Consider the following 26,481-nt stretch of genomic DNA (forward strand, 5'->3'; position numbering starts at 1 on the left):
GCGGCCTATTCGTACCATCGCGGCGTATAAACCCACTCTCCGACGACACGCGTCGTCGACGATCCGACGATCACCATCGTGCGCATATCGACGAGTTCGCTTTTCAACTCGCCTAGCGTGACGACGCGCAACGCTTCCGCCGGTCTCCCGATATCTCTTCCGAGCACGACGGGCGTTTGCGCACCCCGATACTGTCTGACGATCTCGATAGCGCGATCGAACTGCCACGGACGCGCCTTCGACAACGGGTTATAGAACGCCATCGCGAGATCGGCCTCGCCCGCATGCGCGATGCGTTTCTCGATCACGCTCCACGGCTTCAGGTTATCCGACAACGACAGCACGCAGAAGTCATGTCCCAGCGGCGCGCCCGCGCGCGCGGCCGTCGCGAGCGATGCCGACACGCCCGGCACGATCGCCAGCTTCACCGCGTTCCATTCGGGATGTGCGGCGTGTCCTTCGTCGAGTGCTTCGAGCACGGCAGCGGCCATCGCGAACACGCCCGGATCGCCCGACGACACCACGACCACGCGGCGTCCTGCGCTCGCCAGTTCGAACGCGTGGCGCGCGCGCTGCAGTTCTTCGCGATTGTCCGTCATGTGCACGCGCTGTTCGTCGCGGAACGGGCCGGCCATACGCACATAGGTTTCGTAGCCGAGCACGTCTTGCGCGTCGTTTAACGCGTTTCTGGCCGCGGGCGTCATCAGTTCCGCGCTGCCGGGGCCGAGTCCGATCACCGTCAGCGTGCCGCGCGCACGGCCGATCGACTGCGCTTCGATCGGCGCATCGCTTACATGCAAAGCGATACCTTCTTTCGCATCGATGACGTCGAACGGCGCGGCATCGCAGAAGCGTAGCGGCACATGCAATGCGCGCGCCGCATCGTGGAGCGATTTCGACGTCATGTGACGCGCAGGCGCTGTCAATGCCGCAAGCGCGAGCGGCGCGAGGCCGCGTTCGCGTAACGCGGCACGTACGCGCTCGGCGATGTCATCGTCGCGCGAAATGTCTTCGATCCACGCAAGCACGCAACGCGGATGAATCACGAGGCTGTGTTCATCGTGCGTGGCGAGCGGCGTGATGCGCACGGCAAGACGCGCATCGCCGGCGCGGGGCAGGGCGGCATCGTCGAGCCAGGGCGCGTGACCTTCGATGCGTGTCGTCGCTCCCGCCAGCAAGTCGGACACGAAGCGCTTGCCTTGCTCGATATCCGAAAGCGCATAACCTTCGGGCGGCGCAAGCAGACATTGGCCGAAGCGCAATTCGCCGCTCGTCGTGATCGCGGGCGCGACTTGCAACGCCGCGCCGATCTCGCGCGCCAGCACGTTCACGCCGCTCATGCCGCCGAGCAAGGGCACGACCGCGCTGCCATCCTGCGCGACGGCGAGCACCGGCGGCTCGCTGCCCTTGTCGGCAAGACACGACGCGAGCGCGCGGATTACGATGCCCGCGGAACACAGCGCGACGATCGGCGCACCCGACGCATACAACTCACGTAGGTGCGCGCCGAAATCCTCATAGGCAATGTCGGCGTTCACGCGGCTCGCGAGTCCATGCACGCGCGAATCCGGAAAGCGCGACTGAATGCGTCGCGCAGTATCGAGCGCGCTCGCACCGAGCACGACGATCGCCAGCGGCAACGAAGCACTCACGCGCGCCATTTTTTCCCCGGCACGACGAGCAGCGAAAAATACGGCGACGCCATCGGATCGACTTCATCGAGCGGCACGATGCGCTGATTGGCCATCGTCGCGCGCTCGACATACAGCGCGCGATCATCGAGTCCGAGGTCGCCGAGCACGCGCCGCACTTTCTCGAAGTTGCGCCCGAGCTTCATGATGACGGCCGCATCGGCCGCTTCGAGCCGACGCTTCAGATCATCTTCCGGCAGCACGCCCGACAGCACCGACAGACTCTGATTGCGATACACGAGCGGCACACCGAGCACGGCCACGCCGCCGAGCATCGAGCACACGCCCGGCACGACTTGCGCTTCGAAGCGCGCGGCGAGACGATCGTGGAGATACATGTACGAGCCGTAGAAAAACGGATCGCCCTCGCAGATCACGGCGACATCGCGGCCCGCTTCGAGATGACCGGAAATCGTGAGCGCGGCTTCGTCGTAGAACGCGCTGATGATCGTCTCGTAGCAGAGCGGCGGTTCGAGCGCTTCGGTCGTTACCGGATAGACGAGCGGCAGGCGCGTCTGCGTATCGTCGAGATGCGATTCGATGATGCCGAACGCATTGCCCCTCTTGCCCTTCGCGACGAAATACGCGACCACCGGCGCGGCCTTCAGCAAACGCAGCGCCTTCACGGTGATCAGCTCGGGATCGCCCGGGCCGACGCCCAGTCCAAAGAGACATCCGCGATTCATTCGGCCTCCGAAGCAAGTGCGTTCACTGCTGCCGCCGCCATCGCGCTGCCGCCGCGCCGGCCGAGCAGCGCGACGTAGTGCACGCCGCGGCTGTCGGCGGTGAGCATCGCCTTGGATTCCGCCGCGCCGATGAAACCGACCGGAAACGCGAGAATGAGCGCGGGCTTCGGCGCGCCCGCATCGATCATGTCGAGCAGATGAAAGAGCGCGGTCGGCGCATTGCCGATCGCGACGATCGCGCCCTCCAGTTGCGGCCGCCATAGTTCGAGCGCGGCGGCCGAGCGCGTGTTGCCCATCGCGCGGGCGCGCTCGGGAATCGACGGATCGCTCAACGTGCAGATCACGCCGTTATCGGCGGGCAGCCGCGCGCGCGTGATGCCTTCGGCGACCATGCGCGCGTCGCAAAGAATCGGCGCGCCCGCTGCGAGCGCTTTTCTTCCGGCGATGCCCGCGCCTTCGGAGAAGCGCAGATCGTTCACGATATCGACCATGCCGCATGCATGGATCAATCGAACGGCGAGCTTTTCCAGATCGGCGGGAATGGCGGCGAGGTCGGCTTCGGCGCGGATCGTCGCAAAGGACTGGCGATAAATCTCCGCGCCGTCGCGGATGTAATCAAGCATCGGCATGGCTCCGGGCGAGCCGTTCGGCTGCCTCTTCGATGGTCAGGTTGCGCGCGACGGCTCGTGCGTCGCGATGCAAGTCGTATTGCCCCGGCGCGACGGCGTAGAGCGTCACCGGAACGGGATGCGCCGCTGCGCACGAGCGCTCGCAGCCGCTCAAGTGCACCTGTGTCTCGTCGTGCGACGAAGGCAGCAGCGCGGCGAGACGATGCGCATCGGCTTTGGTATCGGCGCGGCTTTTTGCGCAGCCTTCCGAACCCGCGCACGCGATGAGCCTCGCGAGCGGATCGCGCGCGTGGGTCGCAAGGCCGAGCGCGCGCAAGTGTTGCAGCACGTCAGGCGCTGCGTGCGCCGGGATGCCCGGTATCAGCACGCTTTGCCACGGTGTCATCGTCAGGCGGCTCTCGGCGTGTGCTTCGGCGAGATCGGCGAGGGCGTCGAGCGTCGTCGCGTCGAGACGGCCGAGCGGCGTTTGCGCGCCCGCGTACCACGTCGCGCGATGCGGCTCTTCGTGCGCGCCGAGTCGCAGCGATGCATCGGTGGGTGCGCGTCGCCATGTGTCGACGTTCGCATCGAAACGAAAGGCTTCGACGAAACGCGCGATGCCGATGCGCGCCAGCAGATCGCGCATGCGATGCTCGTCAGGCGTGGCCCGCGCGAGAAATTCGCGCAGCATGTCCACGACGAATGTCACCAGATCATCGCGATCGATCGCGCCGAGCGGACGCTGCCGTATCGTTCCCGCAAGGCCGAATGCGAAGCGCGCGCCGTCGTCGATGGATGAAAGCCACAGGTCGTGCGGATGATCGAGCATCGCGAGGCGCTCGCCGGCATCGAGCTGCAACGCGAATTTCGGCGATAGCGCGTGCAGCGACGCATCGGCCTGCATCGCATCGACGATATCGGCGGCGAGCGCGCGCGTGCCGTCGCTCGCGAGCGGGCTCAGCATCACGTTGCGGATGTCGTCGCCGCCAGCCGTCGACGGGCCGAGGCCCGCATCCAACGCGATGTCGATGAGCGCGGCGTGGGCATCGTCGCGAATGCCGCGCAGTTGCAGGTTCGCACGATTGGTCACTTCGATCACGCCCGAGCCGCAATCACGCGCCGCGCGCGCGACGGCCCGCGCCGCGTGCGCGCTCAGAACGCCGCCCGCGAGGCGCAGGCGCGCGAGCCCGCCGTCGCGCGCGGGCACGATGCGCATCAGGCCCGGGCACGCGGAAGCGCGTGGAGCGGTCGAAAGCGATGAGCGGTCAGAAGAATTCAAATGCGTGACCCGTTGGTCTTCGCGCGTGATGAGCGAACCGGTACACCCCGCCCGGTCGGCGTCGCGCAAATGCGGTGAGTCGGCAGGTCTCTTGGCTGGCAGGTCGACATCCGCGCCGGCCTTCCCGGTAAAAACCAGTGGCAGTGGAGCGCGGACTCGCTGCGTACAATTGCGGGGGCAGCCACAGTTTTGCTGTGTTCCCTTTTAAGCCCTCGGTCTAACGACTCCGGGCGCCGACGGACCTGTATTATGCCCGCTTTTCTCGACCCTCCGAACGCTTCCGGCAAGCATCCGGCAGCGCAATCGGAATCGCAAACAGGAGGCCGCGCATGTCGAACTGGCTGACCGTGGTGGGAATCGGCGAAGACGGCTGGCACGGGCTTTCCCGCGCCGCGCGCCGCGTGCTGCTCGAAGCCCAGTCGATTCACGGCGGCGAGCGCCATCTCGCGCTGCTGCCCGTACGCATCGCCGCGCGGCGCACGCCGTGGCCGAAACCTTTTTCGCTCGATGCCGTGCTCGCCGAACGCGGCGACGGCAAGACGCGCATCTGCGTGCTCGCGAGCGGCGATCCGATGTGCTTCGGTGTCGGCGCGACGCTCGCGCGCGAAGTCGCCAACGGCGAAATGCGCGTCATTCCAGCGCCGTCGTCGCTGTCGCTCGCGGCGTCGCGATTGCGTTGGGCGTTGCAGGACGCGGTGTGCGTGTCGCTCGTCGGCCGGCCGGCCTCGTCGCTGCTCGCGAGCCTGCATCGGGGCGTGCGCCTGCTCGTGCTGAGCGCCGACGGCACGACGCCCGCCGCCGTCGCCACGCTTCTCACCGCGCATGGCTTCGGCGCGAGCCGCATGACCGTGTTCGAGCATCTCGACGGACCTAACGAGCGGCGCGTCGACGAGCGTGCCGATGACTGGCGCGAGCCCGTCGTCGCGGCGCTCAATCTCGTCGCGATCGAATGCCGCACGCACGCGGGCCACGCCGGGCCGCCGCTCACGCCGGGTCTCGCCGACGACGCCTATCGCCACGACGGCCAGCTCACGAAGCGCGACGTGCGCGCCGTCACGCTCGCGCGCCTCGCGCCGCAGCCGGGCGAACTGCTGTGGGATGTGGGCGCGGGCTGCGGCTCGATCGGCATCGAATGGATGCGCGCGCATGGCGCGTGCCGCGCGATCGCGATCGAGGCGAACGAGAGCCGCCAGCGTCTCATCGAATACAACCGCGATGCGCTCGGCGTGCCCGCGCTGCAACTCGTCCGAGGCGAAGCGCCCGCCGCGCTCGACGGCCTGCCCGCGCCGGATGCCGTGTTCATCGGCGGGGGATTGACCGTGCCGGGCGTGCTCGATGCGTGCTGGGCGCGTCTGCGTCAGGGCGGACGGCTCGTCGCGAATGCGGTGACGCTGCAAAGCGAGGCGGCGCTCGTCGAATGGCGCGCGCGGCATGGCGGCGAGCTGACGCGCATCGGCGTGGCGCACGCGGAGCCGCTCGGCAGCTTCGATACGTGGCGCCAGGCGCTGCCGATCACGCTCCTGCACGCGAGCAAGGCGTGATGCGTCATGCGTGAAGAAACGCCGGAAAAAGCCGCGCCGCTGCGCAGCGGCTACACGACCGGAAGCTGCGCGACCGTGACGAGTCTCGCGGCCGCGCGCCTCTTGCTGCTCGGCGAGACGAGCGAGCGCGCGGAGATCGTCCTGCCGAAAGGCCAGCGCGTGACGATGACGCTCTCGTTCTGCCGCCGTTTGCCCGATGACTTCGCCGCAGCCGAAGCCGGTGTCATCAAGGACGCGGGCGACGATCCCGACGTCACGCACGGCGCGCTCGTGTTCGCGCGTGTGCGTCTGTCGGACGAACCCGGCGTGCGGTTTCACGCGGACGCGGGCGTCGGCACGGTGACGCGCGCGGGGCTCGCGCTCGCCATCGGCGAACCGGCGATCAATCCGGTGCCGCGCACGATGATGACCGGGCATCTGGAATCGCTTGCTGAAAGCGTCGGCTATCGCGGCGGCTTCGAGGTGAGCATCGGCGTGGAAAACGGCGAGGCGCTCGCGCTTAAGACGATGAACCCGCGCCTCGGCATCGTCGGCGGTTTGTCGATCCTCGGCACGACCGGCATCGTCAGACCATTTTCGTGCTCGGCGTATATCGCGTCGATTCATCAGGGCATCGATGTGGCGCGGGCAAATGGATACCGGCATATCGCCGCGTGCACCGGCAATCAGAGTGAGGACGCGATGCGCGCGCGATACGGCCTGCCCGACATCGCGTTGATCGAAATGGGCGATTTCGCGGGCGCGGTGTTGAAGCACTTGCGCCGCGCGAGCGTCGACAAGCTGAGTCTGTGCGGCGGTTTCGGCAAGCTCTCGAAGCTGGCGGCGGGGCACATGGATCTGCATAGCCGCAATTCGAGCATCGATCTGCCGATGCTCGCCGTCTGGGCCGCCGATGCGGGCGCGAGCGTTTCGCTCCAGGCGTCGATCCGCGCGGCGAACACCAGCCAGGAAGCGCTCAAGCTCGCGCACGCCGAAGGCATCGCACTCGGCGATGTCGTCTGCCGGCGCGCGCGCGATGTCGCGCTCGACGTGCTGCCGCCGGGCATCGAGGTCGAGACCTTCGCGATCGACCGGCAGGGCAATATCGTCGGGAGCGCGGCATGACGCGCGTGCTTCTGCTCGGCGGCACCGGCGACGCGCTCGCGATCGCGCGCGCGCTTCCCGCCGCGCATGTCTACAGTCTCGCGGGCCTCGGGCGCGTGCCGGGCGATCTGGCGTGCGCGGTGCGCGTCGGCGGTTTCGGCGGCATCGACGGGCTCGTGCGGTATCTGTGCGATGAGCACATCGCGCTCGTCGTCGATGCGACGCATCCGTACGCCGCGCAAATGAGCCGCCACGCGTCCGACGCCTGCGCGCGCGCCGACGTGCCGCTCTGGGCGGTGCGCCGTCCGGCGTGGCAGCCGCAAGCGGGCGACGACTGGCGCGAGGCTTTGGACTGGCGCGACATCGTCGAACGGATCGCGCCGTTCGAGCGGCCGCTTTTCACGCTCGGGCGCGAGGCGCTCGCGCATCTGCACGAGATTCCCGCGTCGCAGCACTGGACCATTCGCTGTCTCGACGCGCATCCGGGCAACGAGCGCGCGAGCATCATCGATGCGCGCGGCCCGTTCGATCTCGACGGCGAGCGCGCCTTGTTCGATGCGGCACGCATCGATGTCGTCGTCAGCAAGAACAGCGGCGGGCGGGCGACCGAGGCGAAACTCGCCGTGGCGCGCGAGCGTGGCTTGCCGGTCGTGATGCTGACGCGGCCCGCGCTGCCCGACGCCGCCCGGACTTTCGACGATGCCGCCAGCGCCCGCGACGCGCTCCAACACTGGCTCAACAGACCATGACCGTTTACTTCATCGGCGCCGGACCGGGCGATCCCGAACTCATCACCGTCAAGGGGCAGCGGCTTATCCGCACGTGTCCCGTGATTCTTTACGCCGGCTCGCTGGTGCCGGCGCAAGTGCTCGACGGTCATCGGGCGCTGACATGCATCGACACGGCCGAACTCGATCTCGATGCGATCGTCGCGCTTCTGCGCGAGGCGCACGCGAACGGCCACGACGTGGCGCGGGTGCATTCGGGCGATCCGTCGCTGTATGGCGCGATCGGCGAGCAGATGCGCAGGCTCGACACCCTCGCGATTCCCTACGAAGTGGTGCCGGGCGTGACGGCGACGGCGGCATCGGCGGCGGCGCTGAAGCGCGAACTGACGCTGCCCGGCATCTCGCAGACCGTGATCCTCACGCGCTATGCCACGAAAACATCGATGCCCGAAGGCGAAAGCCTCGCGGATCTCGCGTGCCATCGGGCGACGCTCGCCATCCATCTTGGCGTGCGGCATATCGAGCGCATCGTCGCCGATCTCGTGCCGCATTACGGCGCGGATTGTCCCGTCGCGGTCGTGTTTCGCGCGAGCTGGCCGGACGAGACGCGCGTCGAGGGCACGCTCGCGGACATCGCATCGAAAGTCCGCGCGGCGGGCATGGAGCGCACGGCGATGATCCTCGTCGGACGCGTGCTCACCGCCGACGGCTTCGCGGACTCCACGCTCTATGCGAAGGACTGATCACGCGATGCGCGAGCTCGACGCCGTGTTCGATGCGCTCGCGAAATCGGCCTTCCGGCGCCGCTTCGCGCTCGGCGTGCGGGAAGGGAAATATCTGCGGGAGAAGGGCGTCGATACGGTCGTCGCGCAGGCGCACGAGCTGATCGGCAAGCGGCTCGCGCCGCAGGCGCCCTTTAACGACGGCAAGCAGACGCCGTTTCGCGGGCATCCGGTGTTCATCGCGCAGCACGCGACCGCGACATGCTGCCGCACGTGTCTTGCGAAATGGCACGGCATCGCGGCGGGCAAGGCGCTCGACGAGGCTGAGCGGCAACATGTCGTCGATGCGATCGAACGCTGGCTGCGCGCGCAGCCGCTGCCGGCCGCGAAACCGGACGCGCCCGATCATCCGCAGGGCGAATTGCCGTTCTGAATCGGGGTCGGCCCGCTATCCCCGCGCGCGCGCCTTCGCCCGCCGCGCCAGCATGTTCAACCCTTCGACGAGCGCCGAGAACGCCATCGCCGCATAGATATAGCCCTTCGGCACGTGCGTTCCGAAGCCTTCGGCAATCAGCGTCATGCCGATCACGAGCAGAAAGCCGAGCGCGAGCATCACGATCGTCGGATTGCGTTCGATGAATCGCGACAACGGCCCGGCGGCGAACAGCATCACGGTCACGGCGGCGATCACCGCGACGAACATGATCGGAATGTGCTCGGTCATGCCGACCGCCGTCACGATGCTGTCGATGGAAAACACGAGATCCAGCAGCAGGATCTGGCCGATCGCCGACATCGGCGTCAGACGCTTGCCCGATTCCCCTCCGGCGTGCTCTTCGGCGTCGTGCGTGACGTGATGGCGGATTTCCGTCGTCGCCTTCCAGACGAGAAACACGCCGCCCGCGATGAGAATCAGGTCGCGCCAGGAAAAGCCGTGTCCGAACGCTTCGAAGATCGGCGTCGTGAGCCGGACGATCAACGCGACCGTGCCGAGCAGGCCGAGCCGCATCACGAGCGCGAGCGCAATGCCGATGCGCTGCGTGCGTTCCCGGTGCGCCGCGGGCAGCTTGTTCGTCAGGATGGAAATGAAGATGAGGTTGTCGATGCCGAGCACGACTTCCATGACGACGAGCGTCGCGAGGGCGGCCCAGGCGGCGGGATCGGCGAGAAGAGCAACAAGATAGTCCATGGTCCGGGATTCGTTCGACAGGTGAGGGCGAGATATTAGCCGGTTCGGCGTCAAAAATGAAATGAACTTGAAAGCTTGTGTGTGATCGAAATGCTGCCTGAGTGAAGCGGCGGCGAGCGCCAGTCAGATTGATGGCAAGTTTTTGCTTGTTGCCCACAAATACCGGATTTGAAACGCATATTTGCGTCTGTTCCGATGATGCATCGCCGCATTTACGGGTAAACTCCTATGCTTTCGTGCCGCGCGTCCGCGGCCGCCCGTCCAACCTCCTGTTGCCGCAGGACATCGAGCTAGAGTCGCATGCAGGGAAAATCGAAACGTCTTGTCGAGCTGGACTTCTTTCGGGGACTGGTGCTGCTGATCATCGTCGTCGATCATATCGGCGGCAGCATGGTGTCGCGCTTCACGCTTCATTCGTTCGCGCTGAACGACGCCGCCGAAGTCTTCGTGTTCCTCGGCGGTTTCGCCACCGCGACGGCCTACGTGTCGCTCGCCGAGCGCCGCTCCGAGAGCGCGGCGCGCGTGCGCTTTCTCAAGCGCGCGTTCGAGCTGTATCGCGCGTTCCTCGTCACGGCGGCGCTGATGCTCGTCGCGTCCTTCCTGCTGCGGCCCTTTTTCGGGCACGCGCCGAATCTCGCGCTGCACGACCTCGACAGCCTGATGTCGCAGCCGGTGTCGTCGATTGCGCAGATTCTCACATTCGAGCGTCAGCCGTATCTTGCCGCCGTCCTGCCGATGTACGCGCTCTTCGCGCTCGCGGTGCCGCTCATGCTGCCGCTCGCGCGCAGCAAGCCTTGGCTGCTGCTGGCCTTCAGCCTCGCGTTGTGGGCGTGCGCGGCGCAGATCGGCGAATACATGCCGTCCGTCGACGACAATCTCTGGGACTTCAATCCCGCCGCCTGGCAGTTGATGTTCGTGCTCGGCGTGCTGGCGCGCTGCCAGCCGATTTACCAGCGCGTGAGCGCGAACCGCTTCGGCTGGATCGTGAGCGCGGGCGCCGTCGCGCTGGTTGCGGGCATGGCCTATTACAAGCTGCTCGTGCTGCCGCCCGTGCTGGATAGCGCGTTCAAGCGCGATCTCGCCGGTCCGCGCGTCGTGAATTTTCTCGCTATCGCGTGGATCGCGGCGAATCTCGCGCGCTACGGCGTCGTGAAGGCGCTGGCGCAGCGCCTGCCGTGGGTCGGCGCACTGGGGCGCGACGGCATGGTGTCGTTCGTCGCGGGCGCCGTGATTTCGCTCGTCGTCGATTCGATTCTCTTCACCCTCACCGACGGCCTCATCAACGTGCCGGCCGGACTCGCGGCGGACGCCATCGCGATCGGCGCGCTGCTCGCCGTGCCGCAGGTGCATCAGCGGATCACGAACTGGCTCGGCACGCGCCAGCCGGCGCCGGTTGCCGCCGCAGCGCCCGTGCCCGTCGCGGCTGCGGACAATCGGACGCGCGGCGTGCGCTGAGGCCGGTCGAAGCGGGCAGTTCGCTGTCCGCTTTTATTTTGCTTCCATGACGCAACTAACGGTCTGGATTTGTCGCCACCTTTGACCAAAATCGGGGTCAGTGAGACTCTGAGGCACGCGCCTTGCATCTAGGGGTCATCACGACAATAAACCGGACCTGCCATGCTCAAGCTTGCCATTCTCTTCGCGATCATTTCCGTCGTCGCCGGTTTTTTCGGCTTTACGCGCGTGTCATCCGGCGCGGCGGGTATTGCCAAGATCTGCTTCTTTATCTTCCTGATCCTGTTCGTCGTGTTCCTGGTCATCGCGATCAGCGCGGGCTCGCTCGTCCTGTAGCGCCGGAAGTCGCCGCGCACACCGCGTGATTCCTCGAATCGACCCGCGTGCCGCGACGGTGTTACATTGCCCCGAGGAGACATTCACGCGACAGTGAATCGAAAAGGAGGAGGCGATGCAGCATGCCATCGGCGCGGCCTTGCAGCCTGCGCAACACGACGTCATCCGTCATTCGCACGAGCGCTCGGCCACGTTCGGCCTGGTCGAGTCGATGCGTCCGGATTACGCCGTGCTGTCGGGCGCGGAACTCTCGGTCAGGCTCGATGAAAGCCGCGCGCTCTTCGCGCATGCGCTGCCGGTGATGGAAACGCTGTACGCGCAGATCGCCAACACGCACAGCATGATCGCGCTGACCGACGCGAGCGGCCTGATTCTGCATTCCCTCGGCGACGACGATTTTCTCGCCCGCGCAGAAAAAGTCGCGCTGCGGGCGGGCGCGCTGTGGAGCGAGGAGCATCAGGGCACCAATGCGATCGGCACGACCATCGCCGAGCGCACCGCCGTCACTGTCCACGGCGACCAGCACTATTTGCGCGCGAATCACTTTCTGACCTGCTCCAGCGTGCCGATTCTCGATCCGCACGGCAATCTCTCCGGCGTGCTCGATGTCACCGGCGATCGCCGCGGCTATCACCAGCACACGATGGCGCTCGTGAAAATGTCTGCGCAGATGATCGAGAACCGCCTGATCGCGAGCGGTTTCGCCGATGGCCTGCGCATTCGCTTCCACAGCCGGCCCGAGTTCATCGGCACGTTGATGGAAGGCATCGCCGTCTTCGATCTCGACGGGCGGCTGCTCTGCGCAAACCGCAGCGCGCAGTTCCAGCTCGGCCTCGAACTCGGCGCGTTGCGTTCGCAGTCGCTCGATGCGCTGTTCGGCGAACGCGCCGATGCCCTCATCGCGTGCGCGGGCGAAGCGCCTTTGCGGCTCGAACTGCATAGCGGCGTCGCAGTGTTCGCGAGCGTGGATTTTCATGCGCGTGCGGCGTCGAATGTTGCGATTGCGACGAGCGCGGTCGCCGTGCGCGAGCAGGCAGGTTCGAGCCTCGCCGAACTCTGCACCGGCGATCCGCAGATCAACGACATCGTCGCGCGGGTGCGCAAGGTCGTCGGCAAGAACATCGCAATTCTGATCGGCGGCGAGACGGGCGCGGGCAAGGAAATGCTCGCGCGCGCCATTCATGCCGATTCGCCGCGCCGCGCGGGGCCGTTCGTCGCGGTGAACTGCGCGTCGCTGCCGGAGACGCTGATCGAATCCGAGCTCTTCGGCTATGCGCAGGGCGCCTTCACGGGCGCGGCGAAGCGCGGCGCGATCGGCAAGATCGTGCAGGCGAGCGGCGGCACGCTTTTTCTCGACGAAATCGGCGACATGCCGCTCGCGATGCAAAGCCGCCTGCTGCGCGTGCTGCAGGAGCGCGTCGTCGAGCCGCTCGGCGCTGCGCGCGCGGTGCCGGTGGATTTCATGCTCGTCTGCGCGAGCAACCGGAAGCTGCGCGAATGCGTTGCGCAGGGCGGATTCCGCGAGGATCTGTACTACCGCATCAACGGGCTTTCGGTGACGCTGCCGCCGCTCGCCGGACGCACGGATCTGCATGCGGTCGTCGACAAAATTCTGCGCCGCGAGTGCTTCGCGGGCCGCGCCGTCAGCATCGACGACGAAGTGTTCGCGCTCTTCGCGCGCCATCCGTGGCCGGGCAATCTGCGGCAGTTGAGCAATGTCCTGGGCACGGCATCCGCGATGCTCGACGATCACGAGACGCAGATTCGCGTCGAGCATCTTCCGCACGATTTTCTCGATGAGCTCGGCGAGCGCGTTCAACTCGATGACGCGCCCGCGAGCGGCGCACGTCTCGTCGATATCGAAGCGAGCGCGGTGGCGGCGGCGCTCAAGGCGCACGACGGCAATGTGTCGGCGACGGCGCGCGCGCTCGGCATATCGCGCACGACGCTGTATCGCAAGTTGCGCGTCTAGGCTTCGAGCCGTCCCGCATCCGGCGCCGGCAGCGCGCCGCTATGATCCTTCAGGCCGACGCCCGTGAGTTTCAGCCTGCGCGCTTCGTCGAGCAGCCACATCAGCTTGAACGCGGCGGTCTCGTAATCGAGTCCTTCGGGGCGCACGTTCGAGATGCAGTTGCGCTCGGCATCGTGGCGTCCCGCGCGCGGCGCCCAGGTCACGTACAGACCGAGGCTGTCGGGCGAGCTGAGTCCCGGCCGCTCGCCGATCATCACGACGACGATCCGCGCCCGTAAAAGCTCACCGATGCGATCGCCGAGCGCGACGCGCGCCTGCGTCGCGATCACGACCGGACCCACGCGAAAGCCGCCGAGCTGCGCACGCAGGATCGCGAGCAAGGGCGCGGCGTGACGTTGCGCGGCGAAGGCCGACAAACCATCGGCGGCGACGAAAACGAGTTCGCTGTCCGATGGATACGCTTCGAGCCGCTTCGCGCTGTCATCGTCGAGCAGGCGGCCCAGGTCCGGACGGCGCAGATAATGATCGCGATCGGGCGCGGCGCTGCGCGCGTCGAGCGTATCGAAACCGGCGGCGCGGATCGCATCGCGCAGTGCGGCCGTATCGAGCGGCTGATGCACGGCGTCGCGCGCCTGCGCATGCGCGAGTTCGAACGCGAGCAACGGCGCGGTCGGCAGACTGCTGCCCGCGCGGCCGAGTGCGATGCGCGCGTTCGTGAAGCGGCGCAGCGATTCCCAGGCGTCGGCGTTCGTCATGAGTCGATCCATTCGAGCAGAGGTTGCGTGGGCGCGGCGAGCAGGTCGCCGCGCGCATCGGTGACGCGCATTTTCGCGAGCCACGCCTCGAATTCCGGCGCGCGTTTCAGGTTCAGCGCGCGGCGTATATAGAGCGCGTCATGGAACGATGTGCTCTGATAGTTGAGCATGACATCGTCCGCGCCGGGCACGCCCATGATGAAGTTGACGTTCGCCACGCCGAGCAGCGTGAGCAGCGTGTCCATGTCGTCCTGATCCGCTTCGGCATGATTCGTGTAGCAGATGTCGCAGCCCATCGGCACGCCGAGCAGCTTGCCGCAGAAATGATCTTCGAGTCCCGCGCGGATGATCTGCCGTCCATCGTAGAGATATTCCGGGCCGATGAAACCGACCACGGTATTCGTCAGGAGCGGTTCGAAGCGGCGCGCGACCGCATACGCACGCGCCTCGCAGGTCTGCTGGTCGACGCCATGATGCGCATTCGCCGACAGCGCGCTGCCCTGGCCTGTCTCGAAATACATGACGTTATCGCCGACGGTGCCGCGCTCGAGCGACAACGCCGCGTCGCGCGCTTCCTCCAGCAACGCGAGCGACACGCCGAAGCTCGCGTTCGCGCGCTCGGTGCCCGCTACCGACTGAAACACGAGATCGACGGGAGCGCCTTGCTCGATGGCCGCGAGCGTGTTGGTGACGTGCGTGAGAATGCACGACTGCATCGGCACGTCGTAGCGCTGGCGGAAGTCGTCCATCATCGTGAGCAGCTTGCCGATGGCCGCGGGCGAGTCCGATGCCGGATTCACGCCGATGACGGCATCGCCGCAGCCGTAGAGCAGGCCGTCGAGCATCGATGCGGCGATGCCCTTCGGATCGTCGGTCGGATGATTCGGCTGCAGGCGCACCGAGAGATGGCCCGGCAGGCCGATCGTCGTGCGAAAGCGCGTGACGACCGGGCGTTTTCTCGCGGCGAGGATCAGATCCTGATTGCGCATCAGCTTGGACACGGCGGCGGCCATTTCCGGCGTCACGCCCATCGCGATGCTTTCGAGCGCGGCGGTATCGGTGCTGTCGGCGAGCAGCCACTCGCGCCATCCGCCGACCGTCAGGTGCGCGATCGGCGCGAAGGCCTCGCGCGAATGCGTGTCGACGATGAGCCGCGTGACTTCGTCATCCTCGTAGGGGATGAGCGGCTCGTCGAGAAACGCGGCGAGCGGCACCTGCGCGAGCGCCATTTTCGCGGCGACGCGTTCTTCTTCCGTCGCCGCCGCGATGCCCGCGAGCTCGTCGCCGGAGCGGCGCGGGCTGGCGCGCGCGAGCAGCGTCTTCAGATCGTCGAAGCGGTAGCGGCGCGCGCCGATCGTCTCGTGATAGCTCATCGCTCTCTCTCGAAGCACCGATTCAAGCACTTTAGCCGCTTTCGCGTTCCGGCCAAAAATGCGCTTCCGGGCCGAAATCCGCCCGCATGCGATAATTTTTCGCTCAATTCAGCCCAAAGCCGCCAGCCAGCCCGTGAAAAACCTGCTCGTTTCCGTCGATCGTCTGAGCGATTTCGATGAAATCGTCGACGTCCGCACGCCGCTCGAATTTGCCGAGGATCACATTCCCGGCGCGATCAACGCGCCCGTGCTCAGCAATGAGGAGCGCGTGATCGTCGGGACGATGTACAAGCAGGTCTCGCCGTTCGAGGCGACGCGCGTCGGCGCGGCGATGGTCGCGCGCAATATCGCGATGCATCTCGACACGATCTTCGCCGACAAGCCGCGCAACTGGCGTCCGTTGATTTATTGCTGGCGCGGCGGCAAGCGCTCCGGCTCGATGACGACGTGGCTCAACATGATCGGCTGGCAGGCGCGCCAGCTCGACGGCGGCTACAAGAGCTACCGGCGCGACGTGATCGACCGGCTCGGCGCGCTGCCCGCGCGTTTTCGCTATGTCGTGCTGATCGGCCATACGGGCAGCGGCAAGACGCGGCTTCTGAAGGCACTCGATGCGGCCGGCGCGCAGGCGCTCGATCTCGAAGGGCTGGCGGCGCATCGCGGATCGCTGCTCGGCGCGCTGCCGGGCCGTCCGCAGCCGACGCAAAAGGCGTTCGATTCGGCGCTCGTCGAGACGCTTTCGGGCTTCGATCCCGCGAAACCGGTGTTCGTCGAAGCAGAAGGGCGGCGCATCGGCTCGATCACGCTGCCCGACGCCGTGCTCGACCGCCTGCACGCGGCGTCGTGCGTGCAAGTCGAGGCGCGGCGCGAGGACCGCATCGCGTTTCTGCTGCAGGACTACGGGCATCTCTTCGACGACCCCGCGTTCTTCAAGTCGCAATTGTCGAAGCTCGTCGGGCTGCATAGCCGAGAGCGCGTCGAACACTGGCATCGGCTGATCGATGACAATGCGCGCGCCGAGCTTTTCGCCGAACTCATCGACCGTCATTACGATCCCGCGTATGGACGCAGCAGCCAGGCGCTCTATACGGAACTGCCGCACGCGGCGCACGTGCTGTTCCGTCCGAACGACGCGGACAACGTCGATCAGGCGAAAGCCTTGCTCTCGCGGCTCGCCGAGACGACGCCCGCACTCTGACCCAATTTCATCACTCGACTCGACAGAAAAAGATATGACCACGCTTCGACAACCTCGCGTCGCGCTCGGCTGGATGGTGTTCGTGCTGATCGCCGTCGTGGGCCTGTTCTACGTGAAATGGTTTCCGTACTACAACCGCGCGTTCGTCGCGGCGAGCCAGCATTCGATCGGCAAATCCATCTTGATGGGCACGTCGGCGAGCGCGCCGGAGCCGTCGTGGCAAGCTGCGCTCGATTACGCGATGGCCTACGGCAAAGCGATCTGGCAGGCGATGGTGCTCGGCCTCCTGCTCGGCTCCGCGGTGCAGGCGCTGATCCCGCCGCGCTGGGTCGCGCGCGCGCTCGGCGAGCACAACTTCGGCAGCGTCGTGAACGGCGGCCTCATGTCCTTGCCCGGCATGATGTGCACGTGTTGCGCGGCGCCTGTCGTTGCCGGTCTGCGCGCGCGTGAGGCGGCGCCCGGCGCGGCCGTCGCGTTCTGGCTCGGCAATACGGTGCTCAATCCGGCGGCGCTGGTTTTCATGGGCTTCGTGCTCGGCTGGCAGTGGACCGGTTTGCGGCTCGTGCTCGGCGTGCTGATGGTGTTCGGCCTCGGCTACGCAATCAACCGCATGGTGACGCCGGCGCAGGCGGCGGCATCGCGTCAGACGCTCGCGAAGCTCATCGAAGAGGATGAGCCGGGCACGGCGTTTTCGCGCTGGATCAAAATCCTCGGCCGCATGACGCTGCGGCTCGTGCCGGAGTACATCGTGCTCGTGCTGCTGCTCGGCGCGGCGCGCGCGTGGCTCTTTCCGCACATCGGTCCGGATATCGGCAACGGCATGCTGTGGATCGCCGCGTTCGCCGTCGCCGGCACGCTCTTCGTGATCCCGACCGCGGGCGAAGTGCCCATCATTCAGGCGATGTTGTCGCTCGGTATGGCGGCGGGACCGGCAGGCGCCTTGCTGATGACCTTGCCGCCCGTCAGCGTGCCCTCGCTCGCGATGCTCGCGCGGTCGTTTCCGCCGCGCGTGCTGGCGTTCGTGGGGATTTCCGTCGTGGTGTTCGGGATCGTAAGCGGCGTGATCGCGGCGGCGTTGTTTTGAGGACGCCGAGGGCGCGCGGCATCAATGTATCGCCGCCCCCGCCTTGATCAGCAGCTTGAACGGCAGCGCGAGCAGCATCGCGCCGCCGACGCCCGCCATCCACAACGCCACGAACCAGAACACCTTCCGCGCGCGCTCAATGGTAGTGATGTTCGCCATGACGCACTTTTCCTCTGAAGACCCAATAGCCTAGCGTCGTATAAGCGACGATCACAGGCAGAATCACCGCCGCGCCGACGATGGTGAAGAGCTGGCTCGAACGGGGCGCGGCCGCGTCCCAGATCGACACGCCGGGGAAAATCTCGTGCGGCGACACGCTCAGCACCAGACCCGAGTAGCCGAGAAACACGAAGCCGAGCGCCACCGCGAACGGCCGCTTCTCGTGACGCGATTCGATCGAGCGATGCATCGCCCACGCGCAAACCCCGACGAGCACCGGCACCGGCAACATGCGATAGAACCACGGCGAATCGAACCAGCGCGACGCGATGCCCGCATCCTGCAACGGCGTCCAGATGCTGACGACCGCAATCGTCGCGAGCTGCAGAACGGTCAGCGGCCACACCACGCGATACATGCGCCGCTGCAGATCGCCTTCGGTTTTCGCGATCAGCCAGCACGCGCCGAGCAGCGCATACGTGACGACGAGCGCACCGCCCGTGAAGATCGAAAAGGGCGTGAACCAGCCGAAGGCATCGCCGGAAAAGCGGCCATCGGCGACGGGAATGCCGTCGAGGAACGCGCCCAGCGCCACGCCCTGAAAGAACGTCGCGCCCGCCGATCCGCCAATGAACGCGAGATCCCACATAGGCTTCGTGCGCTGCGCCTTCGCGCGAATCTCGAACGACACGCCGCGAAAGATCAGGCACACGAGCATCAGCACGAGCGGCAGATAGAGCGCGGACAGCACAGTGGAATAGACCATCGGGAACGCGGCGAAGAGGCCCGCGCCGCCGAGCACGAGCCACGTTTCGTTGCCGTCCCAGACGGGCGCGACGGTGTTCATCATCACGTCGCGATCGTGTTGATCGGGAAAGAACGGAAAGAGAATGCCGATGCCAAGGTCGAAACCGTCGAGCACCACGTAGAGGAACAGGCCGAACGCGATGATCGCGGCCCAGGCGAGGGTGAGGTCCATATTCTTATGCTCCTTCGATGGACTGATGCGGAAGACTGAGCGGACGTCGCGCGCTGCCGCCGGACAAGTGCGTCGGCTCGCCCGGCAGCGCGGGGCCGTGACGCAGCAGCTTCAGCAGGTAGTAGATGCCGGTGCCGAACACGATCGTGTAGACGATCACGAACGCGAGCAGCGACACGCCGACCTGCTGCGCCGTGACGGGCGACACGGCATCGGCGGTGCGCATCACGCCGTAGACGACCCACGGCTGACGGCCGGCTTCGGTCGTGACCCAGCCCGCGAGCAGCGTGATGAAGCCGGTCGGACCCATCGCCAAAGCAAAGCGATGGAACCAGCGCGCATCGAACAGCTTGCGCTTGCGATGCAGCCACCACGCCGCGAACGACATCGCGATCATCAGCACGCCGAGTCCCGCCATCACGCGGAAACTCCAGAACACGAGCGTCGAGTTCGGGCGATCTTCCTTCGGAAATTCCTTCAGGCCGCGAATCTCGCCGTCCCAGCTATGCGTGAGGATCAGGCTGCCGAGATGCGGAATCTGCACGGCGTATTTCGTCGTTTCGGCTTCCATGTCGGGAATGCCGAAGAGATTGAGCGCGGTGCCGCCTTTCTCGGTGTCCCAGATACCTTCGATCGCCGCGATCTTCGCCGGCTGATGTTCGCGCGTATTGAGACCGTGCGCGTCGCCGACGAGCGCCTGGATCGGCGTCAGGGCGAGCAGCAGCCAGAGCGACATCGAAAACATCTTCTTGATGGCGGGATCGCGCCGGCCTTTCAGCAGATGCCATGCACCGGTTGCAGCCACGACGAGCGCCGCGACGATGAACGCCGCGATTGCCATGTGCGCGAGCCGGTACGGAAACGACGGATTGAAGATGATCGCCCACCAGTCGACCGGCACGACATGATCGCCCTCGATGCGAAAGCCCTGCGGCGTCTGCATCCAGCTATTGGACGCGAGAATCCAGAACGTGGAGATGATCGTGCCGATGGCGACCATCAGTGTCGCGCCGAAATGCGCCTTCGGCCCGACCTTGTTCCAGCCGAACAGCATGATGCCGAGGAAGCCCGCTTCGAGGAAAAACGCGGTCATCACTTCATAGGTGAGCAGCGGCCCGGTGATCGGACCGGCGAAGCTGGAGAAACCGCCCCAGTTGGTGCCGAATTCGTACGCCATGACGACGCCCGACACGACGCCCATGCCGAACGCGACGGCAAAGACCTTCGACCAGAAAAGACACAGTTCCTTGTAGACCGGCTTGCCGGTTTTGAGCCAGGCGCCTTCAAGCACCGCGATGAAGCTCGCGAGCCCGATGGAAAGCGCCGGAAAAATGATATGAAACGAGACGGTGAACGCGAACTGGATACGCGCCAGATCGAGTGCTTCGGGAGTCGAATGCATGATGACTTGTGCCTTGAAATTTCACGCTATGTGACGGGCCGGAGCTTAGCGCCATTTCAAGAAACTGTTGCGCTGCGTCAGGGAATCTGCATTGCGCGCAAATGCCGCAGTGGCAAGGGTTCGGCGGCCGTATCGAATTGATTTGACGGGAATTTCAAGACGGCGGGATGGTGCGGTGCGGCAAGTGCGCGCACGCGTTTTCGCGACAATCGACCGCACTGATGCGCCGCACGCGAAAGGTCGGTTCAGAAAGAACTTTTACGATGTCCCGGCACGAGACGTGCGATGCGCGCGGGTACCATAATGGCTTTTGCACACGCGCCGCGCGCGAGTAGGAAGGAGAAGCATCATGCGCCTCGATGACCAACAAGAAAGTCAGAATGTCGAAGACCGGCGCGGCGGCGGCGGCTTCCGCATGGGCGGCGGATCGATCGGTATCGGCACGATCGTCGTGGCGATCGCCGCATCGTATTTCTTCGGCATCAATCCGATGACGATCATCAATGGCGCGCAGATGTTGCACGGCAACGCGCCGCAACAGCAGGCCGCGCCCAGCAACGCGCAACCGGCCACCGATCCCGGCGCGGTGTTCGTGCGCCGCGTGCTCGGCAACACGGAACAGACGTGGCAGCACATCTTCCGCGCGCAGTTCAACCAGGACTATCCGGCGCCGCGGCTCGTGATGTTCTCGGGCGCCACGCAGACCGCGTGCGGCACAGGACAGGCGGCGATGGGCCCGTTCTATTGCCCGAACGACCGCAAGGTGTACATCGATCTTTCGTTCTATCGCGAGTTGCGCGACCGTTTCGGCGCGGGCGGCGATTTCGCGCAGGCGTATGTGATTGCGCATGAAGTCGGGCATCACGTGCAGAACGTGCTCGGCATCATGAACAAGGTTGATCAGGCGCGCTCGCGCATGACGCGCGAGCAGGCAAATGCGCTGTCGGTGCGCGTCGAGTTGCAGGCGGATTGCTTCGCGGGCGTCTGGGCCGCCGTCGCGCAACGCGACAATGCGAAGCTGATGGAGCCGGGCGATTTCGAGCAGGGATTGAACGCCGCAGGCGCGATCGGTGATGACCGTCTGCAGCAGCAGTCGCAAGGGCGCGTCGTGCCCGAGGCGTTCACGCACGGCACGAGCGAGCAGCGTCAGCGCTGGCTGCGGCGCGGCATGTCATCGGGCGATATCGCCCAGTGCGACACCTTCTCCGCGCGCTCGCTCTAGCCGGGGCTGCGCCACGCGGCGACCCGCCGGTTTGAATTAGGCTATTCTGAATTTCCCGCCGCATCTGTTTTCCGGATCGCGGCTTACAAACGCTGACAGTGCGTTTGTCTCAAATTCATTAGAATCGCTGCTTTTCCGGGGCCGGCCCAGCACGTCGCTGGGCCGCGATGCGCGCCGGAGCACTCTCGTAATTTCCATGAAGCGAATTCTGATCGTCAAAGTCACGTCGCTCGGCGATATCGTCGAGACGCTACCGGTCGTTGCCGATCTGCGGCGCGCGTTCCCGTCCGCCACAATCGACTGGGCCGCCGACGCCGCCTTCGCCGATATCATCCGCTGGAATCCGGGCGTCGACCGGGTGCTGAGCGCGCCGTTGCGCAAGTTCAAGAAAGCGCGCAACTGGAACGATCTGAAGGAGATCGGCGCGTCGATCGGCGAGCTGCGCGCCGAAAAATACGATGTGATTCTCGATATCCACGGCGTCTACAAGAGCGCGATCATCGCGTTCATCGCGCGTGGCCGGCGTCGCTATGGCTATCAGAACAAGGACCTCGGCGAGCTCGGGGCGGCTTTCGCGTACAACGCGCGATTCGGTCCGCGTCCGCTCACGGATGCCTGGCGCGGCATGCGCGTGAGCGTTTCCGACGCGCTCGGCTATCGGCTGGAAGATACGCCGGACTTTAATATCCGCTTGCCGGCGCCCACGCGCGAGCTGAACATTCCGCGCGATGCGCGCATCGCCATGCTGTTTCATGCAACGTCGGCGGACGTGAAGAAATGGCCGAAGGACCATTGGGGCGAAGTCGGACGCTGGCTCGCCGCGCGCGGCTATTCGATCGCGCTGCCGTGGGGAACGGAGCGCGAGCAGGGCGAAGCGCAAGCCATCGCGGGGCTCGTGCCGGGCGCGCTCGTACTGCCGAAGCTCTCCGTCGTGGAGTGCGCGCACTGGATTCAGGCGTCGGAGCTCGTCGTCGGTACGGACACGGGGCTCGTGCATCTTGCGCACGCTCTGCAACGCCGCACGGTCATGCTGTTCGCCGCCACGTCGCGCGAGCATTTCGGCGTGAACGATCCGGGCCGTTCAGTTTCTATCGGCGATGAAGGCGCGCCGCCCGATGTGCCGCAAGTGCTGGCCGCAATAGAAAGCGTGACGATTCCTCAGTCGACGGAGTCCGGCGCGACCATTCGTTGAGCGCGTATATCTCATAAAAAATGTTATGCGCATAAAACTTCTACCGTCAAATTGGGCGGTAGGAAGTCCATGACACATCGAAATGATGGATGCGCTAACGTAAAACTTGCCGTACAACACTTGACGGCAAACTCGGCAAGCACGACGATTGCGGAAAACACTTAAGAATCGTCCGATAAGATGACCGAAGAAACCGCCGTTGATGCGCGCCAGTCGATGGTGCGCCTGGAACCTTCCGAGATTCCGCTGGGTGCATCGCTCGAATGGCCGATCGTCGCCGCCGATGGCGCGACACTTTTCGACGCGGGCACGGTCGTGCCGGACGCCCCGGCGCTCGAATTCATGCTGCGGCATTTCGAGCCGCATCGCGTGATCCAGGAGCCGGTCACGAGTGCACCGGAGGAAGAGGCGGCGAAGGACGGGCCGCTGACGCTCGAGGACATCGGTCTCACCATCGGCGCGCGGGTCGGCTTGCGCGGCACCGGCGGCACGGGCTCCGCGATGTACGCGAGCCGCGTCATCGGCTTTTCTACGCCGCGCCGCAAGGGCGAGCGCTCGCTTTTCGTGACGCAACCCTTGATGACGGGATTCAACCCACTCGATCTGACGCTCGGCGAGCAGGTCGATCTGGTCGCGCTCACCGGACGCGGCGTGTTTCGCTTCGCCTGCACCGTCGACGCCACCTGCCGCGAGCCGTTCAATTACGCGGTGCTGTCGGCGCCGGGCGCGATCCGCCGATTGCGCACACGCAAGTTCGCGCGCATGCCGACGCGCCTCGCGGCGCATTTCGCCACCGAAGGCGGGCCGCCAGGCGCGCTGCAACTAGGCCGCGTGAGCGACATCAGTCCGTATGGCATGTCGCTGACCGTCGCGAATCCGTCTGCGCACATGGGCGACCGTCTGCGACTGTCGTTTCAGTTCAGGACCGATGGCGTCGAGGTCAAGATCGAGACCGTCGCGATCGTGCGCCATGTCGGCACGATCGATCCGGCCGATGGCAGCGCGGCGTACGGGCTCGAATTCGAAACGCTCGAACCGTCGCAGCGCATTGCGCTGAAATCGTTCATGGCCGAGCACACCTAGGATCGCGCCGGCCGCGAGGCTTCAGACGCCCGGGAAGCCGTCGGGAAACAGGCGCTCCACGGCTGCTTCGAAATGCTGGATCGGCGCTGCGCCGCGCAGTGCGATCGGCGGCGGCGGTTCCTGCTGGCCGGGCGCGGGCTCGCGCGACAGCACCGCGAACGGTACGCCGGTCACGCCCAGTTTCTTCGCGAACTCTTCGTCTTCGATCACGAGATCGGTGTACGTGCCGTCATCGAGCGCTTCTTCGAGCAGTTCCGGATCGACGCCGCAGGTCGCCGCGATGTCGAGCAGCGCGTCGGTATCGCCGATATCGATGCCTTCCTCGAAATACGCCTTGAAGATCGCGCGATGCACGAGATCGAAACGGCCGGATTCGCGCGCGAACATGGCGGTCTCGAAGGCCTTGCGGCTGCGCGGCGTGACCGGCGGCATGCGCATCGTCACGCCGCGTTCTTCCGCGAGCGGGCGCACCGAGTTTTCCCACGATTCGACGATTTTTTCGTCGTTGGGATCGACGAGCGGCGTCGGCTCGGGGCGCAATTCGAACGCGTGCCAGCGGATTTCAACCGCGTCGCCGTAGGCGTTGCGGAACTGGTCAAGCACAGGTGTCTCGAGATAGCAGAACGGACACGCGAAGTCCGACCAGACGTCGATGAACAATGTAGGGCTTGTCATATAAGGCTTTCCGGGCACTCGTCCAAAATTCGTCCAAAATTCGTTCAAAACACTGTCCAAAATTTTAGCCGACTTTGACTTTCACCTCGGTCCACTCACGTCCTCGGCTGTCGCGGTAGAGCGCGGTCATTTCGGGCGATTTGTGACCGAGCAAAGCCTGCGCGAAGTCCGCGCCATGCTGTTCCGTGTAGAGCCGTGCCGCCAGCGACCGCAGTTCATGAAACGTTACGGGCGTTTTGCCGTCGGGCGCAACGAGTCCGGCAGCGTCGCGCATGGCCGCGAAACGCGTGCTCAATGTCGCAGGCTTGCACGCATCGCCCGGCCTGCTGCCCCCGCTCGTTGCGATGAAGTGAATCACGTACTTCGAAACGACCGTGTCCCGACATCTCTTCAGCACGTCGCCCAGCGTCACACCGAGCACATCCAGGCGCAGATCGAGCGGAATGCGCAACTTGGACCGGTGACCTTCCTTGCCCTTCGATTGCTCCACCCACAGAAATCCATCGTGGATCTGATCGAAGCGCATCTTGGCGATATCCTCTCTGCGCTGCCCACAGACGAGCGCCAGCTCGATCGCGTTTGCAATCCAGCGGTGTCGCGGCTCTTCTCGCGCCTTCGCGATCAACTGCTTGTATTCGTCGAGCGTAAGGCGGCTCCGCGTGACGCCGGCCGTCCTGGGTTTGAAAACGGCGTCGACGGGACTGCGTCCCGAGTCAACGAAGCCGCGTTCGATCGCCTGGCGAAAGACATCAGCGAGGCGCGATCGATAGGCGATCGCCGCGTAAGAGCCGCGCTGCTCCTGTACGTCGCGAAGAAAATCCGCGACTTCCCTGGGACGTACCGCAGCAATCGCCTGAGACGCGAAGGCGGACGCGCGAATGCCCTTGAGCTGTGAGCGCATCCCGACGGCGCTGTGCCGGTTCTGTGGCAGATTCTCGCGCTCATACTCAAGACACCATTCAGCGAAGCTAATGCCCGCGCCATCGATTTTCTGAAGAAGCGATATGTCGCCGCGCCGCCGCAACAACTCGGCGTTCGCCGTCCGCACTTGCGCCGTCGCGAGTTTGAAGTCTCGGCCGAGACCGATGGTCCTGCCATCATCGGGGTTACGGAACCAGAAATAACCCGCCGCGTTTTGATACAGATTCGCCGGCCACGCGCGACGTGCCGCCTTTCGTCTTCTAGCGGCCACCGATCATCCTCTCGAGCTGACTGGCTACCGGATCTTCATAGGAGGCGTCTGGAGCGCAGAAATATCGATGGCCTATCTTCTTCGGAGGCGGAACGATCTTTCCGTCTCGAATCCAGTTGAGAAGCGTATTGCGATGTGGACAGTGCTTTCCGAAGACTTCGACTGCCCAATCGGCGACAGGGACCAGGCGCGCCATCTCAACCTCCGCGAGCGCGTGCGCCGCGCGCGAATCGACGGGTGACCGCACCATTGCATCTCAGCGAGTCGATCTCGTCAGGCAGCGCGACCGCGAGTTCGCGAAGCTGTTTGTAGCCGATCGTCATGCCGCCACCTCCCGCCCGGCGTAGTACGCCACGTCACCGGCCACTGCGACGAGCGCCATTTCGCCCGTCGTGTGTGCGAGCAGGTCGGCGACTGTTTGATCGAAGCGCGGATGATCGAGCGGCACGCGCGCTTTCGCGAACATCCGCGCCACGATCTGCTCGGCCTGCGCGCGCGTCATATCGACGAGCACGCGCTGTCCTTCGTGCGGGACGTGATGCGGCGCGATGTCGTCGTTCGCTGTGGCGTGCATCAACGTGACATCGCCGCACGACGGGCAGGGGATCGCGAACGGTGCGCCGCCGTCGCGGCTGTTCCAGAGGCGTTCGCGGTGCCCACACGTGCACGCGTACCACATCAGCGCGTGTCCGGCGGAGTGGAGCAGGGAGACGTCGGCCGCCGCCTGTGCGGCGCTCTTGCCCACGCGTTGCAGCAGTTTGCGATGCGCGCGCTCGTCGGCGCGGCGGTCCTTTCGGTTTTGAAGAAATGGATGCATGTTTGTGTCAAAAAAGCCGGGCGCAGGACGAGCCGCCCGTCATCGAGGATTGCAATACCG

At 65.5% G+C, this 26,481-nt stretch carries 28 protein-coding genes and 1 riboswitch; of the genes, 13 read left to right on the forward strand and 15 right to left on the reverse strand.

Annotated features, from left to right (window positions below):
- Positions 1–5: 5 nt before the first annotated feature.
- The 4 genes from cobJ to cobG are packed head-to-tail and all read right to left on the reverse strand — an operon-like array spanning position 6 to position 4,201.
- Positions 6–1,661 carry a precorrin-3B C(17)-methyltransferase gene (gene cobJ / locus AWB76_RS15780; RefSeq protein WP_061161055.1) on the reverse strand — a complete coding sequence of 552 codons (1,656 nt, stop codon included), beginning with the start codon at positions 1,659–1,661 and terminating at the stop codon, positions 6–8.
- A complete protein-coding gene (locus AWB76_RS15785) occupies positions 1,649–2,377 on the reverse strand; it encodes a precorrin-2 C(20)-methyltransferase (RefSeq protein ID WP_061161056.1) in 729 nt (242 codons plus the stop codon). Before AWB76_RS15785 ends, cobJ begins: the two co-directional genes overlap by 13 nt.
- The gene (locus tag AWB76_RS15790) at positions 2,374–3,000 is read right to left on the reverse strand and encodes a precorrin-8X methylmutase (RefSeq protein WP_061161139.1); all 627 of its coding nucleotides are present in this window, start codon (positions 2,998–3,000) and stop codon (positions 2,374–2,376) included. The genes AWB76_RS15785 and AWB76_RS15790 overlap by 4 nt, the downstream gene beginning before the upstream one ends.
- Positions 2,993–4,201, reverse strand: a complete 1,209-nt coding sequence (cobG, locus tag AWB76_RS15795; protein ID WP_061161057.1) for a precorrin-3B synthase — start codon at positions 4,199–4,201, stop codon at positions 2,993–2,995. The genes AWB76_RS15790 and cobG overlap by 8 nt, the downstream gene beginning before the upstream one ends.
- 127 nt (positions 4,202–4,328) lie before the next feature.
- Positions 4,329–4,517: riboswitch (cobalamin riboswitch) on the reverse strand.
- A 76-nt stretch (positions 4,518–4,593) separates the two neighbouring features.
- On the opposite strand from cobG, the gene AWB76_RS15800 reads away from it, so the two are divergent.
- The 5 genes from AWB76_RS15800 to AWB76_RS15820 are packed head-to-tail and all read left to right on the forward strand — an operon-like array spanning position 4,594 to position 8,771.
- On the forward strand, positions 4,594–5,805 hold the full coding sequence (locus AWB76_RS15800) for a bifunctional cobalt-precorrin-7 (C(5))-methyltransferase/cobalt-precorrin-6B (C(15))-methyltransferase (protein WP_061161058.1): 1,212 nt from the start codon (positions 4,594–4,596) through the stop codon (positions 5,803–5,805).
- A 6-nt stretch (positions 5,806–5,811) separates the two neighbouring features.
- On the forward strand, positions 5,812–6,909 hold the full coding sequence (locus tag AWB76_RS15805) for a cobalt-precorrin-5B (C(1))-methyltransferase (protein WP_061161059.1): 1,098 nt from the start codon (positions 5,812–5,814) through the stop codon (positions 6,907–6,909).
- Positions 6,906–7,637 carry a cobalt-precorrin-6A reductase gene (locus tag AWB76_RS15810; RefSeq protein ID WP_061161060.1) on the forward strand — a complete coding sequence of 244 codons (732 nt, stop codon included), beginning with the start codon at positions 6,906–6,908 and terminating at the stop codon, positions 7,635–7,637. Before AWB76_RS15805 ends, AWB76_RS15810 begins: the two co-directional genes overlap by 4 nt.
- Positions 7,634–8,359: a precorrin-4 C(11)-methyltransferase gene (gene cobM, locus AWB76_RS15815; RefSeq protein ID WP_061161061.1), complete on the forward strand. Its 726-nt coding sequence runs from the start codon at positions 7,634–7,636 to the stop codon at positions 8,357–8,359. The genes AWB76_RS15810 and cobM overlap by 4 nt, the downstream gene beginning before the upstream one ends.
- Positions 8,360–8,366: 7 nt before the next feature.
- On the forward strand, positions 8,367–8,771 hold the full coding sequence (locus AWB76_RS15820) for a DUF4186 domain-containing protein (RefSeq protein ID WP_061161062.1): 405 nt from the start codon (positions 8,367–8,369) through the stop codon (positions 8,769–8,771).
- A gap of 15 nt (positions 8,772–8,786) precedes the next feature.
- Here AWB76_RS15820 and AWB76_RS15825 read toward each other — a convergent pair whose 3' ends face one another.
- A complete protein-coding gene (locus AWB76_RS15825; RefSeq protein ID WP_061161063.1) occupies positions 8,787–9,527 on the reverse strand; it encodes a TerC family protein in 741 nt (246 codons plus the stop codon).
- A gap of 300 nt (positions 9,528–9,827) precedes the next feature.
- Between AWB76_RS15825 and AWB76_RS15830 the strand changes: the two genes are divergently transcribed.
- From AWB76_RS15830 to AWB76_RS15835, 3 genes are all read left to right on the forward strand, one after another.
- A complete protein-coding gene (locus tag AWB76_RS15830; RefSeq protein WP_061161064.1) occupies positions 9,828–10,982 on the forward strand; it encodes an OpgC domain-containing protein in 1,155 nt (384 codons plus the stop codon).
- A gap of 162 nt (positions 10,983–11,144) precedes the next feature.
- The gene (locus AWB76_RS38775; protein ID WP_064506475.1) at positions 11,145–11,318 is read left to right on the forward strand and encodes a DUF1328 domain-containing protein; all 174 of its coding nucleotides are present in this window, start codon (positions 11,145–11,147) and stop codon (positions 11,316–11,318) included.
- A gap of 115 nt (positions 11,319–11,433) precedes the next feature.
- On the forward strand, positions 11,434–13,290 hold the full coding sequence (locus AWB76_RS15835; protein WP_061161065.1) for a sigma-54-dependent Fis family transcriptional regulator: 1,857 nt from the start codon (positions 11,434–11,436) through the stop codon (positions 13,288–13,290).
- Here the strand turns inward: AWB76_RS15835 and eutC are convergent.
- A complete protein-coding gene (gene eutC, locus AWB76_RS15840; RefSeq protein WP_061161066.1) occupies positions 13,287–14,045 on the reverse strand; it encodes an ethanolamine ammonia-lyase subunit EutC in 759 nt (252 codons plus the stop codon). The genes AWB76_RS15835 and eutC overlap by 4 nt on opposite strands.
- Positions 14,042–15,418 (reverse strand): ethanolamine ammonia-lyase subunit EutB, encoded by a 1,377-nt coding sequence (locus AWB76_RS15845; RefSeq protein ID WP_061161067.1) that lies wholly within the window; start codon positions 15,416–15,418, stop codon positions 14,042–14,044. The genes eutC and AWB76_RS15845 overlap by 4 nt, the downstream gene beginning before the upstream one ends.
- 133 nt (positions 15,419–15,551) lie before the next feature.
- On the opposite strand from AWB76_RS15845, the gene mnmH reads away from it, so the two are divergent.
- Positions 15,552–16,616, forward strand: a complete 1,065-nt coding sequence (gene mnmH, locus AWB76_RS15850) for a tRNA 2-selenouridine(34) synthase MnmH (RefSeq protein ID WP_061161140.1) — start codon at positions 15,552–15,554, stop codon at positions 16,614–16,616.
- A gap of 34 nt (positions 16,617–16,650) precedes the next feature.
- Positions 16,651–17,700, forward strand: coding sequence for a permease (locus AWB76_RS15855; RefSeq protein ID WP_061161068.1), 1,050 nt, complete (start codon positions 16,651–16,653; stop codon positions 17,698–17,700).
- Positions 17,701–17,721: 21 nt separating this feature from the next.
- Here the strand turns inward: AWB76_RS15855 and AWB76_RS41615 are convergent, their stop codons facing one another.
- The 3 genes from AWB76_RS41615 to AWB76_RS15865 are packed head-to-tail and all read right to left on the reverse strand — an operon-like array spanning position 17,722 to position 20,240.
- Positions 17,722–17,859, reverse strand: a complete 138-nt coding sequence (locus AWB76_RS41615) for a hypothetical protein (protein WP_167357759.1) — start codon at positions 17,857–17,859, stop codon at positions 17,722–17,724.
- Entirely contained in the window at positions 17,837–18,838 is a 1,002-nt protein-coding gene (cydB, locus tag AWB76_RS15860; protein WP_061161069.1) for a cytochrome d ubiquinol oxidase subunit II, read from the reverse strand. Before cydB ends, AWB76_RS41615 begins: the two co-directional genes overlap by 23 nt.
- 4 nt (positions 18,839–18,842) lie before the next feature.
- Entirely contained in the window at positions 18,843–20,240 is a 1,398-nt protein-coding gene (locus AWB76_RS15865; RefSeq protein ID WP_061161070.1) for a cytochrome ubiquinol oxidase subunit I, read from the reverse strand.
- Between the two features lie 349 nt (positions 20,241–20,589).
- Between AWB76_RS15865 and ypfJ the strand changes: the two genes are divergently transcribed.
- From ypfJ to AWB76_RS15880, 3 genes are all read left to right on the forward strand, one after another.
- Positions 20,590–21,462 (forward strand): KPN_02809 family neutral zinc metallopeptidase, encoded by an 873-nt coding sequence (ypfJ, locus tag AWB76_RS15870; RefSeq protein ID WP_061161071.1) that lies wholly within the window; start codon positions 20,590–20,592, stop codon positions 21,460–21,462.
- Between the two features lie 196 nt (positions 21,463–21,658).
- A complete protein-coding gene (gene waaC / locus AWB76_RS15875; RefSeq protein WP_061161072.1) occupies positions 21,659–22,654 on the forward strand; it encodes a lipopolysaccharide heptosyltransferase I in 996 nt (331 codons plus the stop codon).
- Positions 22,655–22,834: 180 nt separating this feature from the next.
- Entirely contained in the window at positions 22,835–23,737 is a 903-nt protein-coding gene (locus tag AWB76_RS15880) for a flagellar brake protein (RefSeq protein ID WP_061161073.1), read from the forward strand.
- A gap of 21 nt (positions 23,738–23,758) precedes the next feature.
- Here the strand turns inward: AWB76_RS15880 and AWB76_RS15885 are convergent, their stop codons facing one another.
- The 5 genes from AWB76_RS15885 to AWB76_RS15900 form a co-directional block, all read right to left on the reverse strand.
- Positions 23,759–24,412 carry a DsbA family oxidoreductase gene (locus tag AWB76_RS15885; protein ID WP_061161074.1) on the reverse strand — a complete coding sequence of 218 codons (654 nt, stop codon included), beginning with the start codon at positions 24,410–24,412 and terminating at the stop codon, positions 23,759–23,761.
- Between the two features lie 64 nt (positions 24,413–24,476).
- Positions 24,477–25,604 carry a tyrosine-type recombinase/integrase gene (locus tag AWB76_RS15890; protein WP_061161075.1) on the reverse strand — a complete coding sequence of 376 codons (1,128 nt, stop codon included), beginning with the start codon at positions 25,602–25,604 and terminating at the stop codon, positions 24,477–24,479.
- Positions 25,594–25,854 carry an excisionase gene (locus tag AWB76_RS43055; RefSeq protein WP_061161076.1) on the reverse strand — a complete coding sequence of 87 codons (261 nt, stop codon included), beginning with the start codon at positions 25,852–25,854 and terminating at the stop codon, positions 25,594–25,596. Before AWB76_RS43055 ends, AWB76_RS15890 begins: the two co-directional genes overlap by 11 nt.
- A complete protein-coding gene (locus AWB76_RS42715) occupies positions 25,802–25,927 on the reverse strand; it encodes a hypothetical protein (RefSeq protein WP_279616410.1) in 126 nt (41 codons plus the stop codon). The genes AWB76_RS43055 and AWB76_RS42715 overlap by 53 nt, the downstream gene beginning before the upstream one ends.
- The gene (locus AWB76_RS15900; protein WP_061161077.1) at positions 25,924–26,421 is read right to left on the reverse strand and encodes a hypothetical protein; all 498 of its coding nucleotides are present in this window, start codon (positions 26,419–26,421) and stop codon (positions 25,924–25,926) included. The genes AWB76_RS42715 and AWB76_RS15900 overlap by 4 nt, the downstream gene beginning before the upstream one ends.
- Positions 26,422–26,481: the final 60 nt, after the last annotated feature.

This window comes from Caballeronia temeraria (genome assembly GCF_001544795.2).
Taxonomy (GTDB): domain Bacteria; phylum Pseudomonadota; class Gammaproteobacteria; order Burkholderiales; family Burkholderiaceae; genus Caballeronia; species Caballeronia temeraria.